Source organism: Pseudoalteromonas ostreae (assembly GCF_018069805.1).
GTDB lineage: Bacteria > Pseudomonadota > Gammaproteobacteria > Enterobacterales > Alteromonadaceae > Pseudoalteromonas > Pseudoalteromonas ostreae.
This window is the reverse complement of the sequence record NZ_JAGPYN010000007.1, coordinates 19,308-37,035: the sequence shown is the minus strand read 5'-3', so window position 1 is coordinate 37,035 and position 17,728 is coordinate 19,308. Positions and strand designations below refer to the sequence as shown.

Annotated in this window: 15 protein-coding genes and 1 riboswitch; of the genes, 11 read left to right on the top strand and 4 right to left on the bottom strand. The window is 40.1% G+C overall.

Annotated features, from left to right (window positions below; translation table 11 throughout):
- Position 1: 1 nt before the first annotated feature.
- The 7 genes from J7338_RS07230 (at position 2) to J7338_RS07200 (ending at position 6,444) form a co-directional block, all read left to right on the top strand.
- On the top strand, positions 2–547 hold the full coding sequence (locus J7338_RS07230) for a condensin complex protein MksE (protein WP_210796420.1): 546 nt from the start codon (positions 2–4) through the stop codon (positions 545–547).
- On the top strand, positions 547–3,324 hold the full coding sequence (locus tag J7338_RS07225; protein WP_210796419.1) for a coiled-coil domain-containing protein: 2,778 nt from the start codon (positions 547–549) through the stop codon (positions 3,322–3,324). The genes J7338_RS07230 and J7338_RS07225 overlap by 1 nt, the downstream gene beginning before the upstream one ends.
- A 169-nt stretch (positions 3,325–3,493) precedes the next feature.
- Complete coding sequence (locus J7338_RS07220) at positions 3,494–4,042, top strand: DUF4136 domain-containing protein (protein ID WP_210796418.1); 549 nt, start codon at positions 3,494–3,496, stop codon at positions 4,040–4,042.
- Between the two features lie 178 nt (positions 4,043–4,220).
- Entirely contained in the window at positions 4,221–4,361 is a 141-nt protein-coding gene (locus tag J7338_RS07215; protein WP_210796417.1) for a hypothetical protein, read from the top strand.
- Positions 4,362–4,610: 249 nt separating this feature from the next.
- Positions 4,611–5,252, top strand: a complete 642-nt coding sequence (locus J7338_RS07210; protein WP_210796416.1) for a hypothetical protein — start codon at positions 4,611–4,613, stop codon at positions 5,250–5,252.
- Between the two features lie 19 nt (positions 5,253–5,271).
- Positions 5,272–6,138, top strand: coding sequence for a formylglycine-generating enzyme family protein (locus tag J7338_RS07205; RefSeq protein WP_210796415.1), 867 nt, complete (start codon positions 5,272–5,274; stop codon positions 6,136–6,138).
- A 9-nt stretch (positions 6,139–6,147) separates the two neighbouring features.
- Positions 6,148–6,444, top strand: a complete 297-nt coding sequence (locus J7338_RS07200) for a hypothetical protein (RefSeq protein ID WP_210796414.1) — start codon at positions 6,148–6,150, stop codon at positions 6,442–6,444.
- Between the two features lie 397 nt (positions 6,445–6,841).
- Here the strand turns inward: J7338_RS07200 and J7338_RS07195 are convergent, their stop codons facing one another.
- Positions 6,842–7,351, bottom strand: a complete 510-nt coding sequence (locus J7338_RS07195) for a peptide-methionine (S)-S-oxide reductase (protein ID WP_210796413.1) — start codon at positions 7,349–7,351, stop codon at positions 6,842–6,844.
- 142 nt (positions 7,352–7,493) lie between these two features.
- On the opposite strand from J7338_RS07195, the gene J7338_RS07190 reads away from it, so the two are divergent.
- On the top strand, positions 7,494–9,350 hold the full coding sequence (locus tag J7338_RS07190) for a TonB-dependent receptor plug domain-containing protein (protein WP_210796412.1): 1,857 nt from the start codon (positions 7,494–7,496) through the stop codon (positions 9,348–9,350).
- A gap of 45 nt (positions 9,351–9,395) precedes the next feature.
- On the opposite strand, the gene J7338_RS07185 is transcribed toward J7338_RS07190, so the two are convergent.
- Positions 9,396–9,659: a YkgJ family cysteine cluster protein gene (locus J7338_RS07185; protein WP_210796411.1), complete on the bottom strand. Its 264-nt coding sequence runs from the start codon at positions 9,657–9,659 to the stop codon at positions 9,396–9,398.
- A 126-nt stretch (positions 9,660–9,785) separates the two neighbouring features.
- On the opposite strand from J7338_RS07185, the gene J7338_RS07180 reads away from it, so the two are divergent.
- The 3 genes from J7338_RS07180 (at position 9,786) to J7338_RS07170 (ending at position 15,760) form a co-directional block, all read left to right on the top strand.
- Entirely contained in the window at positions 9,786–10,958 is a 1,173-nt protein-coding gene (locus tag J7338_RS07180; RefSeq protein WP_210796410.1) for an efflux RND transporter periplasmic adaptor subunit, read from the top strand.
- Between the two features lie 3 nt (positions 10,959–10,961).
- Entirely contained in the window at positions 10,962–14,141 is a 3,180-nt protein-coding gene (locus J7338_RS07175) for an efflux RND transporter permease subunit (RefSeq protein WP_210796409.1), read from the top strand.
- 173 nt (positions 14,142–14,314) lie between these two features.
- Complete coding sequence (locus J7338_RS07170; protein ID WP_210796408.1) at positions 14,315–15,760, top strand: serine hydrolase domain-containing protein; 1,446 nt, start codon at positions 14,315–14,317, stop codon at positions 15,758–15,760.
- Between the two features lie 44 nt (positions 15,761–15,804).
- Here J7338_RS07170 and ribB read toward each other — a convergent pair whose 3' ends face one another.
- Both ribB and J7338_RS07160 read right to left on the bottom strand, forming a co-directional pair.
- Positions 15,805–16,458, bottom strand: a complete 654-nt coding sequence (gene ribB, locus J7338_RS07165; RefSeq protein WP_210796526.1) for a 3,4-dihydroxy-2-butanone-4-phosphate synthase — start codon at positions 16,456–16,458, stop codon at positions 15,805–15,807.
- A gap of 98 nt (positions 16,459–16,556) precedes the next feature.
- Positions 16,557–16,701: riboswitch (FMN riboswitch) on the bottom strand.
- A gap of 63 nt (positions 16,702–16,764) precedes the next feature.
- Entirely contained in the window at positions 16,765–17,703 is a 939-nt protein-coding gene (locus J7338_RS07160) for a LysR family transcriptional regulator (protein WP_210796525.1), read from the bottom strand.
- Positions 17,704–17,728 lie beyond the last annotated feature (25 nt).

The following is a 17,728-nucleotide window of genomic DNA, read 5'->3' as shown; positions in this document are numbered from 1 at the left end:
TATGACACAGATAAATTTAGATGAACTTAGTCATCTACAAGCAATTAATAAAAAATTAGTCACCGGCTATCACATTAGCGAACAAGATACCGTAATGTGGCAAGAGCTTGACCAACAAATTGATTATTACCGCGCATTATTCAACGCCCTTGGCCACGATTTACAACATGACAGCCGTGGTTTTTATTACTTTGCCAGCGATGAAAGTACACCCAATATGGGGAAAATTTCCCGCGCGATTGCCTTAACCATTTATATCTTAATTGAGCACTATGCAAACTCAGGTAAAGACCCAATGCGTGCCCTATTTGATGAAGTGAATGATTTAGAACTGATGCAAACTTTAGTGCAAATGAACAAGCACTTATTTGATCAACTCGAAATTTTTTCAGGATCAGACCTACGTAAAGACGTGTACTTACGCATGATACGACTTGGCCTTGCCCGTGAAGTAGAAGGCGGCTTTATGCTGCAAGCACCTATCTACCGTTATATTGATGCCTTAATGGAAGTAAACGAAGAAACCTATATTGGAGAGGACGAATAATGAAAAACCTATACGGCCTCAGTAAGCTGGCATTATTAAACACCGCCGGTTATGCCAAATGTGTGATCCCGCTTGATAAAAGCAGCTCAATTTGTGCACCAAATAACACCGGTAAAAGCTCGGTGATCAATGCTCTACAATTTCCGCTTATTAATGATTTACGCCTAACAGAATGGGACGGTCATGATTTAGACGAAACCCGTAAATTTTATTTTTCGTCAGATCAATCCTATATTTTACTCGAAGCCGACCTACCCCATGGCCCGGTGGTGATTGGTGTAGCTGGGCTTGGTAAAATTGCCGGTTACGCACATCAGTTTTTTTGTTACCAAGGCAAGCTTGATCTTGAGCAGTATACTCAAGGTAAAACCATCATTAAGTTCACTAAACTGTTTAATCATTTAAAAGAGCAAGGCTTTAACCCTATCGAGCTTAAAGCGCAAGAGCTCAACGCGCTATTAACGGGTGGTGCCACGCCATTTGACGGCGACATTAACTTAAAGATGATCCCGCTTAACAACGTGCAAGATTCGGCAATTTATAAAGAAATTTTCCGCCGTATTTTGAACCTGCATAAATTAGGCGCTGCCGACGTAAAGCGCTTTATGTTACGCGTATTTGAACGCCACATGTCAAACTCAAAGGTCGATTTTTATGAAGTATGGCGTCGCTCCTTTGATAAAGTAAACCGCGCAAAACGTGAGCTAAAAGCACTCGAGTCGATGCAAGAACCTATCAGCGCCCTTGAATCTATGCTTGAAAACCAAACCGTACTCAAAGGTAAATTAGCCGCATACGCCCCCAAAATTGACCAAGCATTAATCGATTTTGATAGCTACCAAGAGGCGCAATTGAGCGAGCTTAATGTTGCCCTTGAAGACATTGAACACGAAAAGCACGAGTTTGAACAAAAACAACAACTTTATGTACAACAATCGCGCGATATTGAACGCAGGCAAACACAAATAGAGCAATGGTTTTTAGACTTTGGTGCTCTAAAATCTGAATTTGAATTGGTTAACATGGCAACCTTAAAAGTAAGCCTTGGTCAATTAAAGCAAGATTACGAGTCACTATCGCATTCTATCAACAGTGCGCAAGGGCAAAGCCTGCATACTCTTGATTACCGTATTAGTGAAACACAAAAGCAGATCAAAAGCTTAAAGCTGCAGCTTAAAAATCTTGAGTTTAATTTATTTACCCGTATGCGCGAGGATTTATCACTTAAAGAAGTTGAAGAGATCTCGCGTATTCTAAACCCTGACATTCTGTCATTTGCCACCACCAGTAATGGTGATATAGATATCACTGATGAAGATGCCTTTGGTACATTTTTAGAGCAATTATCAGATAACGTGAAAGGCGGCGTGCTTACCCTGCCAGGCGCGACCATCAAGCTGAAAAAACTGTCACCGGTACAGATGCAAAGCGGTGAAAATAAAGAGCAACTTACTGCGCAACTCAGCGCCCTTGAACAGTCACTCAATGAATTTAAGCAACAGCGTGATGTGGCCGCAAATGTGGCCGACAAACAAAAAGAAAAAGATGCCTTATACGATGAACTCATGGCAGCAGAAAGCGCACTTAAACGCTTTGAACAATTCCAGGTTATGCTGCAATCTATTGATGCACAAACACTCTTAAAAGAGCAATTATTGGCTGAACGCGAGCAAGTTGATAGCTACTTACAAGATATTCAAAATAACAGCGGTTCAATTAGTGATCGACGCTCGATTATTAAATCGAAAAAAGATTTAATTTCACGCCAAGCAGAGCGCCTACGCCAAGTGAAATCTGAACGAATTGACCACACGCTGGATTTATATAGCGGTAAAGTCACCCCGTATATGATTGATGTGCAAATTGACTTTGATAACCTCAGTGACTTAGTTCATCACTTTAATAAAGATTGCCAAGAGCTGCGTAATTTTGATATCAACGTTCGTAATACCTATTTGCATATTTACAATGCTGGTATTACCAAATTTGATAACGAAAACGACGAGTTTAGTAAATACCAGAAATTGATTGGCGCGTTCCATAATATTGATAACGAACGTGATGCGGTTGAACGCCAAGCCCGGGTTGCACTCACAGAAGTAGCCGCGACGATTAAGGGACTGCGTGAAGATTTAGACAGACTGCGCCGTGAAATGAACAGCTTCAATAAAGGCATTAGTCAGCATCGTATTTCAAACTTACAAGCATTTAAAATTAACGTGATACCACGCAAAATGTTGGTTGATAGTATTGATACCATCATCAGTACCTCAAATCAGTTTGAACAAGGTGATACGCTGGATTTACTCAGCCAAGAACCCTACAGTGAAAGTGCTATCAACGAAGCAAAAGATCACTTAATTAAACTTGCCTCTGATAAAGCCGGTTTAACCCTTACTGACTTATTTGATATTCGCTTTGAAGTAGTAAACCGTGCAGGCGAAACCGAGCATTTTGAAAAGATTGATTCGGCTGGCTCAAACGGTACGCGTATCACCATAAAATTATTATGCGGCATGTTGTTTATCCGCTACTTATTAAGCGACCAAGAGCAAAACTTATACCGCATCCCAATTTATATTGATGAAGCGGCCGATATCGATCCGCAAAATCAAAAAGCAATTATAGAAACCGCACTCAGCTTTGGTTTTGTGCCTATTTTTGCCTCGGTGAAACCACAAATTAGCTGTGATTATATTGTGCCAATTCGCTCCGTTAAAGACGGCGCACAAAACTGGGTAGATGAAAAGGATTGGATAGAAGTAGAGCATGAATAAGACAATAGCCACGTTTGTGTAAATTAATACATCATTCAGTCAAGGACGACTAAACTAACCAGTACTTATCATGTATACAAATTACAGTTAAAAAATAACATTTCCTTGAATTAATTCTATGTTATGTTATCAAACGAAAAGTAATTAAATTTGCCAAGGAGCAAACTCCATGAAAAATATACTAATTGCAGCTGCTGTATTACTACTAGCAGCGTGTGCAAAAACGCCTGATATTGACTACGACAAATCTGTGGACTTTGGTAACTACAAAACATTTGCTTGGTTTCCACAAGCGACCTTGGCTGACGCTGGTAACTATCAAATCAGCCCATTGATGGAAAAACGTGTGCGTGAAGCGGTAAATGCACAATTACAAGCAAACGGTATGACACCTGCCGATGAAGCATCAGCAGATGTATTAATTAACTATCATGCCTCTGTTGATACTAAAGTTGACGTTGATACATTTAATGTAGGTTACGGTGCACGTTGGAACTACTGGGGCATGGGTTATAACACGCAAACAACAACTCATGAGTATGATGTGGGCACTTTAGTCATTGATGTTGTTGATCGTGCCTCTAACCAGCTTGTTTGGCGTGGTGCACGCGAAGGCCGTTTACAGAAGAAGCAATCTCCTGAACAGCGTAACGAAGCAGTAAGAGAAGCTGTTGCGACTATTCTTTCTGGCTTCCCGCCTGAAAAACTAGCACAATAATCTGCTATAAATAATTTTTTAAAAGCTCATTTTTAGTGAGCTTTTTTGTTAGTAAATCAGTCTAATATTGTTTTTAAATAACATTTAATAATTCCAAAACCTCAATTCAAAACAAAAGAAATTTAAATAACAAATAAAATATGTTAGATTATCGGAAATATTTAAAGGAATAAATAATATGTCATTAGATCCTACTTTCGTACTTAAAATTCAAAAACTATTCCCAAAAGATATACTTCGAGAAATGTACGCTTCCCTTGACTCAGATCCAGAGTTTAGACACGCAGGTGTAATTTTTGAAGCTGAGAAAGAAAGATAGTATTGCTAAACTTTCAGTAAACCCAGGTAGTTTACTTTTGAATCCAAACAGCCACTACAATAGTAAAGTGCTCCGAGCAAGCTGTAGAGCAGACAGAAAAACATTTATATCCGCGAATTTGTATTCCCTAAACAAATGAAGGTCGAACAAAGAATAGATAAGATTAATTCTTCGTTATAGGATGAAACTACAACCATGGGTATTTCATGCGTTGGCGCAACTTCTGGTTGGGTTTTAGTTTTCGCCGAAATGGGTGGCGGAGCTGCAAGTCTTGGCGCTACATGGGCTGCAATTCCATTAACTTTAACCTCAACTACCGCTGCAACTTTTCAATGTGGTGTGGGTGCTGGGCGTGTATTTAACCATTTAAGTGGTAATGCAGAATACAACCAATGGCTTGATGCATCTCCTACTTTTTCAACTTTGATGGTTACTTTAGATGTCATTCAAGTTGCCGATTTAACTAAAGCAGGATTAGAAGCTGGTTCATTGTTAGTTAAGTTTAGTCAAAATAAAGCGTTAGGGCAGAATAAAGCGTTAGGGCAGAATAAATTATTAAAAATGTACAAAGGAATGACTCGTGAAAACCGTAAAAAGCTTGCTGTTGAAATTTTAAAGCTTAACAACAAAAAGTTAATTAATAATCAAAAACTCCTAAAACAAGTTCTGAGAGGTCAAACTCTTTTAGATGATGGTACTAAAGCAACAAAAGTTTACACCCAAGCACAAGTCCAACGATTGATAAGAAGTTCTTTTTATAAAGCTTTTTTAACTCGATCATCAATGGCAACTGGTGTTGGAACTGCTGCTACAATATATGGAAGTGCCCGCACCTTGCCTGAGAATACTAAAAAATCAGCAAGTTTTGTTATTGGTATTACCACTTCCTAAATTTATTAATGAGTAAAACATGTTAGCTAAATTGAAAATTAAATATTTTTTTGTATCTATAATTTTGGTGGGAGTATTCGTTGGTTTTTTTGATATTAGTTGGTCTAGTTTAAAACTCACTAACCATAAGGTTGTTTATATTCAAGACAAACTAACCAATGGTGAAAAATCTCCAAAAATGGTAATAATTCCTGCTGGGGTTGGCACTATTGGCGGAGAAAATTTCCGCTCATTTCAAAATGAAGCACCTATATTTAAAGCAAAAATAGAGTCTCCTTATGCATTAAGTGAAACTGAAGTAACGTTTGAGCAATATGATAAATTTTGTAAAACCGGAATACGTTCGTGCCCTAGCGATGAAGGCTGGGGAAGAGGTCAACAACCTGTAGTAAATATTTCGTGGTTCGATGCAATCGCGTATACAAAGTGGCTAAGCAATGAGACTGGCAATATTTATCGCTTACCTAGCGAAGTTGAATGGGAATACGCGGCTCGAGCTGGAACAAATAGTAAATTTTGGTGGGGTAATGAATACAAGCAAGGCATAGATCATTGCGATAGAGATCTAGGAGGCTGCCCAAAAGGCACTGACAAAGGACATCCTTGGCAAGTGGGTATTTTAAAGCCAAACCCTTTTGGCTTATATGACGTTACTTCTAATGTTTACGAGTGGGTACAGGACTGTTATGTAGATAATCATAACAATGCAACAAAGACGATTGCTCCTATTAAAATAATTAACTGTAAAAATAAAACGGTTAAAGGGGCTAGTTGGACCATGCCACAGCCACATGTACATCACTCACTTAGAATGGGTTTTACTATAAATTCGAGAGCTAATTCTATTGGTTTTAGGGTATTAAGAGAAATTAAAAAGGTTAAATAAAGGATTAAAATGAAACCTACATGCCCAAGTTGTCAGAATAAAATTAATAGTACAGATATAAAAAACACTATAAAAAAAGGGATGTTTTTTGAAGTAGAGTACCCATATTGTCAAACATGGATACGTTTGAATAAAACACTAGAAGTTTTAAAAAAACTTGGAGTATCACTTTTATTAATAACTAGCTTGCTAAATATTTTCAGTATTAAAAGTGAATATAGTTTAGTTTTCTCAACCGTAGGCTTTGTTGGAATTATTATAGCTATAATTATTACTTTTTTTGGTAAGCATGAAACGGTCAAATAATAAAAAAACAAAAAAGAAGCAAAAAATAAAACACGCTAATATTAGTAATACTAGAATGCTGTTGAACCAAGTAGCATTCACTTTGTTTTCTTTTTCTTTAGGGTTATTACTTATAATAATCGCAGTAAAATCTATATACGACGGTTATGTTCATACACCAACAGATTATCGAGTTGAATCTGAGGTTTATTTTTTTTCAGCGTCGCCGTTTACTTATCTTTTTTATCTTCTTTTTTATTTTGGAACTGGGATCTACTTTTTAGCTGTGCCCTACCTTTTTAGAGATATGTTCCCACGAAAGAAGAAAAACGCTAGAAAATCTAGAAAGGAGAGTAAATACGACAAATTTTAACTCTCACCTTATAAGCCATTAGCACTTTTTTATTTAAATACACTATTATTTATTTTGCTGTTTCTTATACTTATGTAATAACTCTAGTGGTATATGGCAGTAATCATCAGGGTGATTGGTTAAGCGGTCTTGGTGCTCGGGATCGCTTGCTAGGTAATTTGTTAACGGCAGTACTTCAACTACGATTTTAGCTGCATCATCGCGTTGGCTGATATAATCACGGGCTATGTATAGATGCGCTGTCTGTTTACTGTAAATGGCCGTACGGTATTTGGGCCCTACGTCACCACCTTGCTTGTTAATACTGTAGGGATCAATAATTTCAAAGAAATAACTGATCAAGGTGTTCAACTCCACTTTATCGGTATCAAAAACCACCTGCACACATTCTGCATAACCATCATACTCACTCGCGGTATTGCTGCTAGTGCCATTGGCACGCCCTGCTTCTGTGCTTACTACTCCTGGTAAATGCTTGATAAACTCTTGTACACCCCACAAGCAACCGCCAGCAAAATAAACACAGTCTAAATTGGTGTTATGTAATGTGTTCATATATTAAACCTATGTGAATAAACATGAATGATTATCAAATGCAATTTTCTCTCATTAAGATACAATAGCACCCTATTTAAAACGCGTACTAACAACGTGTTTGCTCATGCAGCAATATATAAAAGCGTAAAGAGATTTTAAAGTGATAAAAACAGTACAACTAGTCCTACCTGCTATTTTTTGCAGTTTATCAACCACAGCAATCGCCACTAATGAGAAAAATAACACTGACAACGTAGAAAAAATAACAGTAAAAGTGTCAGCAACCGCAAATAATGAACCAGTTGGTACCTTTGCCGCTCCCATCTCAAATTTAGAATACGATCCACGTGTTGATCTGCAATCGCGAAATATGGCTGAAGCGCAAGCGGATGTCACTATCCGCGGTGGCATTTTTGAAAACACCGGTTTTCGGGTTGGCAGTGCCACCTTATTCGATCCTCAATCAGGTCATTACTTTGCTGAAATTCCAATTGCACCACAGATGCTTGATACCGCAGATATTTTTACTGGCGTTGATAATGCTTTGTATGGTGTTAATAGCTCGGTTGGTACAGTATCGTTTGGTTGGACGCCGATAAATACCGGCGGCAGTGTGTCATTAGGTACGGGTAATCACGACTTTAATTTACAAAGCATCAATGCTGGAGTCAGTGCGCCCCTTGCAGGCAAGCCTGATTGGCAGTTAGGTTTTCAAGGTGACTACGCTCACTCACAAAGTGACGGCACCATAGACAATGGCGATCATGACTTTACCCGGGCATCTGGCCGCGTGCAATTAACTGGTCCGCAATCGCAAACAGATTTATTTTACGGCTCGCAGCAAAAGTTTTTTGGTTGGCCAAACTTGTACACGCCATTTGGGGTAAACGAAACCGAAGATCTAGATACGCAATTATTAATGCTTAACCATAAACAAGGCTATACAAAAAACAGCTCTTTTGAAGTATCCGCTTATTATCGTAAAAATAACGACCATTATATTTACTCGCGTGAAAACCCCAGTGCATTTGAAGCGTTTCATGAAACAGAAGTCAAAGCACTCGCGCTTTCAGGGCGCCATAGTAATACTGACTCGTTTGCAATAAACTACTCAGCGCAATACATGGAAGATGCAATTGAATCTACCACCCTTGAGAATAACTTTACCTCACGCAATTATTATAAGCTCAGCGTGTTGCCAGAATACAAAACTGCGATTGATACTAACCAATTGCTGACAGTACGCTTAGGCGCCGCTTTTGACGATACCAACAGAGACGACTCGCAACTCTCGCTGCTTGGCGACTTAGCTTGGCATACGCTCAATAATGATGGCACAGAGCGCACAGTGTACTTATCGTTTGCACAGGCAAGCCAAGTTGCCGGATACACAGCCATCGGCGGCAGTGAATCAGGTGGTTTATTTAGAAGTAACTATGATCTTGAACGCGAAACCACCCAGAACCTAGAGCTGGGTTTATTGCTTGAAGAATCTACTTGGCGCTTAGATTCAGCGATTTTTTACCGCCAAGATGAAGATCTCACTGATTGGACTTACAGCTACAGCTCTACTTCTGCCCGCGCCGCTAACCCCGTTGATATAGACACCGCGGGAATTGAGTTTTTAGCAACTAAACATTTTGATACTGTTGAACTTATCAGCAGTTACACGTATCTACATAAGTCAGAAAGTTATGGCGCAACAGATATCGATGCCAGTTTTTATGCATTGAATTTTCCTGATCACCGCGTCACGCTCGGTGCAGTTTGGCAACCCATGGATGTGCTTGAATTTAGAATTGACAACGAATGGCGTAAGCAGCACGAAAACTCATTAAGAAATGGCGATGATGAAGCGTTATTTACCCACTTAACATTAAAAATAACCCCATCAGCACTTGATAACTTATTTATCACGCTCGCAGCTGATAACTTATGGGGCGAATCATTTGAAGAGATCCCCGGCACACCTGGGCGCGGTGAACAATACACTTTGAGTGCAACTTATAGCTGGTAAATAAAAAATATGTATAAAAACCGCATTTTATAAGATGCGGTTTTTTTATGTCATCTGTTCAAGCTCAGTGATCAACTGCAATGCTTGTGCGTTGCTGGTACCACATACATCGATTGTTGCACTAAAATCACTGCATACTTTTGGCCGGCTTTCATCACCAAACAATTTACATAAGTTGTTGTTATCTAATTGAATGCAGCGCTCTCCCGCTTTTTTACCATGCGGCATACCTGGGATCGGAGAGCTAATGCTTGGTGCAATACAACATGCACCACAGCCAAGCCGACATGCCATTGTTGATGTGTTCATACTCTGCCTTTTTGTGAACTATTTCATTAATATGTTAATAGTGTAATGACTTGTTACATCTTCATACGCCTTGTAAACACTTTCTTCATTATAATGACAGCGTCACCTAATTATGAGGAAAGCCCTGTGGCTACAAAAAAACAAATCATTCTGCCTATTGCCGTGTTAGTCGCGGGTGTAGCGCTAGCGGTTGGATTTTCAGCAATGAAACAACCGCCGGAAGAAAAACCAGCACAAGATACCCGCCCTTTGGTCTCTGTTAACCCAGTTCACCTTGATGCAATTACCCTAGACGTTAAATCGTATGGTGTTGTTAAAGCAAAAGATCACACTCCACTGGTTGCGCAAGTAAGTGGCCAAGTGGTGTTTGTATCTGAGCAATTTGTGCAAGGTGGTTTTGTTAAGCAAGGCGATATTCTAGCACGAATAGATCCAAATGATTATGAAGCGGCTTTAATTGAAGCTCAAGCTGGGTTGGCGCAAGCAAGCTCTGACCTAGAAATTGAACGCGCACAAGCACATGTGGCACAAGCTGAATGGGACCGTATAAAAGACGATTCAAACCAAGTGATCCCATCACAACTCTATTTGCGCAAGCCGCAATTGGCAGAAAAACTAGCACGCTATCGTGCAGCGCAAGCAGCTGAAAAACGCGCTACCCGTAATTTAGAACGTACGTATATTAAAGCGCCTTATGATGCGATTATTTCTGAACGCGTAATTAGTTTGGGTAGCGTGGTTAACCCGGGCAGCCAGTTTGGCGCTCTCAGCTCGACTTTAGTCGCTGAAATTCGCCTGCCAGTGGCTGATAAAGAATTACAATATCTGACTAACAGCGGTATCGGCGCTAACGTTACGCTCAGTGCTGACTTTGCTGGCAAGCCTACGACGTGGCAGGCTAAGATTGTCCGCAGTGAAGGTGTTATCGATCAAAAAAGTCGTATGAGCTATTTAGTTGCGCAAGTGAATACCCCTTATGCCAGTGAACAACCACTGCGTTATGGCTCTTATATCAATGCCACTATTGCTGGCCGTGAATTGGATAATGCGATTATCGTTCCGCATCATTTAGTGAAAAACGGTAAAATAGTAGTAATGAATGACGATTTAACACTGTCATTTAAACCTCTCAATATCGTTAGAGAGCAAAATGGTATGGTCATCGCGTCACAAGGCTTAAATGATGGTGAGCAATTGATCACATCAGCTTTAGATTTTCCAACCGAAGGCATGCAAGTCAAACTCAATAACACTGATAAACCTACTGGTGCAACGCAACTTGCGCTAAAAGAGGAATAAATCATGAGCATTGAGAATGAAAAAGGCTTAATTGCTTGGTTTGCGCGTAACCCAGTTGCGGCAAACTTGATTATGATTTTTATACTGGTGGGTGGCCTGCTAACAGCCTTGACCATTCGCAAGCAAGCGTTTCCACAATTTGAAAGTAATTGGGTAAGTGTACAAGCAGTCTACCCAGGTGCAGCTCCACAAGAAGTGGAAGAAGGCATAACCATCAAAATTGAAGAAAACCTCGAAGGTACTGAAGGTATAAAACGCCTGATCACCTATTCTAACCGTGGTTATTCTCAAGCTTGGATCGAAATTGAAGAAAAGTACGACCTTCAAGAAGCCCTAGACGAAATAAAAGCCCAAGTAGACTCAATTAACTCGTTCCCTGCAGGTATGGAGCGGCCAATTATTCAGCGCGAAAAGTTTCAACAAGAAGTGATGGTACTTGCGCTTTATGGCGATATGACCTATGCACAATTAAAGGAACTAGGTACCAATTTAGAGGATGAATTACTGGCTTTACCTAGCGTCAATTTAGTCGATTTTTTCAGCGGCTTAAATTACGAAATAGGCATTGAGATTAGCCCAGATAAACTGCGTGAATACGGCCTTACTTTTAGAGATGTCTCTAACGCGGTGAGAAGCTTTTCGACCAATATGTCAGCAGGTCAAATACGTTCAGAAAATGGCTATATTTCGATGCGTGTTGAAAAACAAGCCTACCGCGGTAATGAGTTTGAAAAGCTGCCTTTAATTACCCTAGCTGACGGCGCACAAATCTACTTGGGCGATGTCGCCACTATTAACGATGGCTTTGAAGAGGGCCTGCTCTACTCTAAATATAATGGTAAAAACTCGCTAATTTATGAAATTAACGCATCTAAAGATCAGGATATAACAGACGTTGCCAAAGTGCTGAAACAGTACTTAGCTGATAAAGCAGACCAACTGCCTGCAGGTGTCAAACTCACCCCTATGGTTGATCTAACTTACTACCTACAAGGTCGACTCGATATGATGGTCGACAACATGGTTTGGGGTGGTATTTTGGTCATGATTGTATTGGCACTATTCTTACCACTAAGATTAGCGTTTTGGGTAATGATGGGCTTACCTGTATCGTTCTTAGGTGCATTTTTGTTTATGCCAATTGGCTTTTTAGACATCACCATTAATATGGTGTCGCTATTCGCCTTTATTATTGTACTGGGTATTGTGGTGGACGATGCCATTGTAGTGGGCGAATCAGCCAGTGCAGAAATTGAAAAACACGGACACTCTCTCAATAATGTTATCCGTGGTGTAAAACGCGTTGCTATGCCTGCGACATTTGGCGTGTTAACGACGATTGCCGCATTCTTGCCACAAGCGATGGCCTCTGGTCCCGGCGCAGCGTTATCAAAAGCGATTGGTGTCGTTATTATATTATGTTTAATTTTCTCGTTGATTGAATCAAAACTTATTTTGCCTGCTCACATTGCAGCAATGAATCCACGTAAAGCTAATCCTAAAAATCCATTACACAAACTACGCATGATTGTTGATAATGGCCTAAAATCGTTTGTTGAGAATTATTACACACCATTTATAGGTCACTGTATTCATTACCGTTATACTGTGATTATTGGTTTTTTATGTATTTTAATTGTCAGTGCTGGTATGTTTGCTGGTGGCTTGGTTAAGTTTGTACCAAACCCTAAAATACCACACGACTTCCCCCGTATTGTTGTAGAAATGAACCTTGAATCGTCTGAGCAAGCAACACTCGAAACCGCTAAAAAAATTGAAGCGGTACTACTTAGTGTCGATGAAGAGCTTGAAGCCCAATACGGACAAAAAATGATTCGAGACCTTTCAGTTAGCCTTCGCGGCCGAACCAGAGCTCAATTAATGGCAGTTCTTATTGAACCTGACAAACGCCCTATTGATACCTTTACACTCAGTACCTTATGGCGTGAAAAAATGCCGCCACTGCCAGGTGTTAAAACCCTTACTATTCAAGATAACCTGTTTGGCGGTGGCCGCGATGACGGTGATGTTAGCTTTAGGCTTGAAGGTAAAAATGCCGATGAATTAAAAGAAGTAGCTACAAAACTAAAAGCAAAACTACAAAGTATGGAAGGTGTCGGCGATGTGAACGATTCCTTGCAAAGTGCCACTGACGAAGTGCAACTTAATTTAAAACCACTTGCCTACAGCATGGGCTTAACGCTTGCTGATGTTGCATCACAGGTTAGTTTTAGCTACTACGGGTTAGAAGCACAACGTATTTTACGTGAAGGCGAAGAGATCAAAGTGATGATTCGTTACCCAGAAGACGAGCGTAACTCAATCAGTAATATACATAGTACGCGGATTATTACGCCATCAGGCGCTGAAGTTCCGCTTAGCGAAGTAGCAGAAATCAACTTGGTAGATGGTGTTAACAGCATCCGCCGTGAAAACTCAAACAGAACGGTCAATGTATGGGCCGCTATCAATACCGACAAAGTTGAGCCATTTGCTATCGCACAAGAAATTCGTGACGGATATTTGCCGTCGCTGCTAAAAAATTATCCTGGTGTTAAAAGTAACGTTGCTGGTCGAGTACAAGAAGAGATGGAAAGTGCTGATGAGCAATTGCGTGACTTTGCTATTTCACTGATGATTATCTTTGCTTTATTAGCCATACCGCTTCGCTCATACTCGCAACCACTGATTATTATGTCGGTGATCCCATTTGGTGTTGTCGGTGCAATGTATGGCCACATGGTATTAGGTATGACAATGAGCGGCCTATCAATGTTTGGCATCATTGCCGTAGCCGGTATTGTTGTTAATGATTCACTAGTCATGGTTGATTTTGTAAATAAAGCGCGCGCTGAAGGCGTAGCAATAAAAGACGCGGTTATGCAAGCAGGTGCTCGTCGCTTTAGAGCAATATTACTGACCTCGGTAACCACCTTTATCGGTGTATTACCCATCATTATGGAAACCAGCTTACAGGCACAAATTGTAATTCCGATGGCTGTGTCACTCGCCTTTGGGGTGTTATTTGCCACGGTGATCACGCTGATCCTGATCCCATGTCAATATGTCGCACTAGAAGATGCTAAACGATTAATTCGTAAATGGCGTGGAAAAGAAGCGCTGGTAGATGGTGAGTCAATTCATAGCAAAGTGAATACTATAATAAACCACTCACCTTTATAAAATTTGATATCCCAACCAACTAGCCCGAGCTGTATACAGTTCGGGCTTTTTTATGCTTATAATAACAATGAAATGTAATTTATTCACATAAAATCAATACGATAATAATTTACTTTGTATTTTATCCACGGTAAAAGTAGTACCTAAAACAAACTAAAAAATCAAGGAAGCTCATGAAACTCACCTCGAATATGTTTTACCACACTATTTTTATCACAGCTCTACTACTGCTCTCACACACTGCAATTGCAGGCGAACACGCGAAAGAAATGGATGCATTTATTGAACAATTTCATAGTTTCAAACAATTCAATGGCAACGTACTGGTCGCCAAGCAAGGTAAGATTATTTTTGAAAAAAGTTATGGCTACGCCAATTTTGAATGGGACATCAAAAATACTGCCGAGACTAAATTTCGAATAGGCTCAATTACCAAGCAATTCACTGCGTTGCTTATTTTACAGTTAGCGCAGCAGAATAAAATACAGCTTGATGCTTCCCTTGCTACTTACCTACCCGACTATCGCCAAGATATAGGAAATAAAATCACCATTAGGCAGATACTTAATCATACATCCGGACTTAGCAATTATACTCAAACGAAGACATTCAGAAATGATTACAGTCGCAACCCTTACAGTGTAGATGAGTTTATAAAATTATTATGCAGTGACGATTTACTCTTTGAACCTGGCACACAATTTAGCTATAGCAATTCAGGCTACTTTATTTTGGGTGCCGTGATTGAAAAAGTCACGGAACGTCGTTACCAAGATGTGCTGCAAGAAAATATTTTTAAACCACTCAATATGCATAACACCGGTTACGATTCACATGCAAAAATAATCAATCAACGTGCATCTGGTTATAGCAAGAACTTAGACGGTTACACTAATGCTGATTATCTAGATATGTCGATCCCTTATGCTGCGGGGTCAATATACTCAACCGCACGCGATCTCGTTAAGTGGGACCAAGCGCTGCATACAAATAAGCTAATAAATAAAGAACTAAAAAAACAAATGTACACCGTATCTGAACAGCGTAATTACGCACTTGGCTGGGAAGTTAATCAGCTAGATGCTGATAAATATGGTAAACCACTGACACAAGTACAACATGGCGGTGGTATCGAAGGGTTTAATGCATTTATTAGCCGTATTATTGAAGATCAGCTACTGGTGATAATTTTAAATAACACGGGCGGTGCACCAATGACACCTATGACTAAAGGATTAACCAATATTTTTTATGCTAAGCCCTATGACGGTGCAACTGAAAATGTGGATAGCCAACTTTATCATGCCTTGCAAAATGGCGGTATTGCACAGCTTAAAAGCAAATATAATCAATTGGATGAGCAAAAAGTTCCGCTGCGAGAAAGAAGCATCAATTACTTTGGTTATGAATTAATAGCAATGAAAAAACTCGATGCCGCAATCGCAGTATTTGAACTAAATACTGCTAAATACCCCGATTCTGCTAATACTCACGATAGTCTGGGTGAAGCGTATTTAACTGCTAATAAACCCGTTCTTGCATTAAAAAGTTACCAGCGCGCCCTTGAATTAAACCCCGACAGTGAAAGCGCAAAGCAAGCAATTATAAAACTACAATAATCCTAAGTAAAAAGCCACGATCGTGGCTTTTTACTAAAACCTTTCTAACAAGCGTATTGTTGATTTATATGTATATACTGCACTAAATCTTCAATTGAAACCACCACCATGCCATGCTTTAAAGCAAATTCACTCACCTGCGGTAAACGAGCCATAGAGCCATCAACATTATTTAATTCGCAAATAACGCCAAAAGGTTTTAAGCCTGCTAATTGCATCAAATCTACCGATGCTTCGGTGTGACCACGACGTACAAGTACACCACCAGTTTGTGCGCGCAGGCCAAAGACATGACCAGGTCGAGATAAATCCTCCGGCTTGGCATTATCTGCCGTAGCAGCTTTGATTGTCGTGACTCGATCAGCTGCTGAAACACCCGTTGTAACACCTTTTCGAGCCTCAATCGTAACCGTATAAGCAGTTTGATTTTGGCTGGTGTTGTGCACAACCATTTGCGGTAAGTCGAGTTGTTTAACTCGCTCATCACCCATGCATAAACACACAATACCACTGCCTTCACGGATCATCATCGCCATTTGCTCAGTGGTTAAGTGCTGTGCTGAAAACACAAAGTCACCTTCATTTTCACGGTTTTCATCATCTACCACAAGCACACCTTCACCTTGCTGTAATGCAACAATAGCACGTTCAACGCGCTCGAGTGGTTCGCCAAATTGGCTAAGTAAAGAAGACTGAATCATCATTTTTAATACCTATTTAAATATGAAAAGATTCAGGACATTGAAAGGCACAGCAAAAAGACCACCCGCAGGTGTCAATACTGTTTATAGATTAACTATATTCTCTTTCATCCGGACTATGACCGTCGGCTCTGGCCTCTCACCAGATCTGCTGACCTTTAATTTGCATTAAAGCGCTCGCGGGCTCACTTTGCTAAGCATACCGCCGGTGGGGAATTTCACCCCGCCCTGAGAATTTACTAATACAGCTAGCCTGTAATAGCGGGGTTATTTTATACCTAAATATGTATTAAATACGAGTAATTAATCTTCAAGTACAGTATGTTCAAGTACGCCTTTATCAATTAATTGGCTGATTATTGCACGTGCTTTTTCTCTGCACGCGTCACGCAATAAACGTACTGCTGGGGTTATTGATTGACGACTTGGGCAAATTAACCAAAGCTCTGCACTAATATGGGCGAAGCTAGGCATCAGGGTAATAACTCGGTCATTTAGTACATCATCAGCAATATCTAATGCTGATTTTACGGCAAGCCCTTTACCAGCAACACACCAGCGCCTAACTAGATCACCATCATTTGAGGCACGCTTGCCCTGCATTTTTACTTTGTATTTATTTTCCCCGTCGGTGAACTCCCATACGTTATTGATAATATCTTGTAATTGATAAAATAACCCTTGATGCTGTGTTAAATCATCTGGGTGCACCGGCTCGCCATGGCATTTTATATAATCAGGGCTGGCGCATAACAATCGTGGGATATTACAAATTTTAAACCCGTAAACATTGGCATCATTTGGCGAACCATAACGCAGCGCTATATCTACAGAATCGCGGTAAAAATCTACGTTGCTGTCACTAATATGCGTGCGTAGGCTGACTTTAGGGTAATTATCCATAATTTCATCAATCCAAGGGATCACTAAATTACGGCCAAGATCAGAAGATAAAGCCACTCTTAGCTCCCCTTCAATCTCATCATGTTCACCTTTCAGGTTTTGCCGAGCTTGCTCAAGTATTGCTATTGCTTGCTCGCACTGAGGAATGTAACGCTCGCCAGCTGCAGATAGCCTAAGATGACGTGTTGTTCGTACAAATAAGTCAACACCTAAAGTCGCTTCTACACGTTTGATAGCAGCACTGGCGGTTGCGGTACGCATATCCAATTTTGCTGCTGCAAGGGTAATACTTTTAAATTCCGCAACTTTTAAAATAAGTTTTAAATCGTCAATCTGCATATTATCTAAATATATTTGATAATGA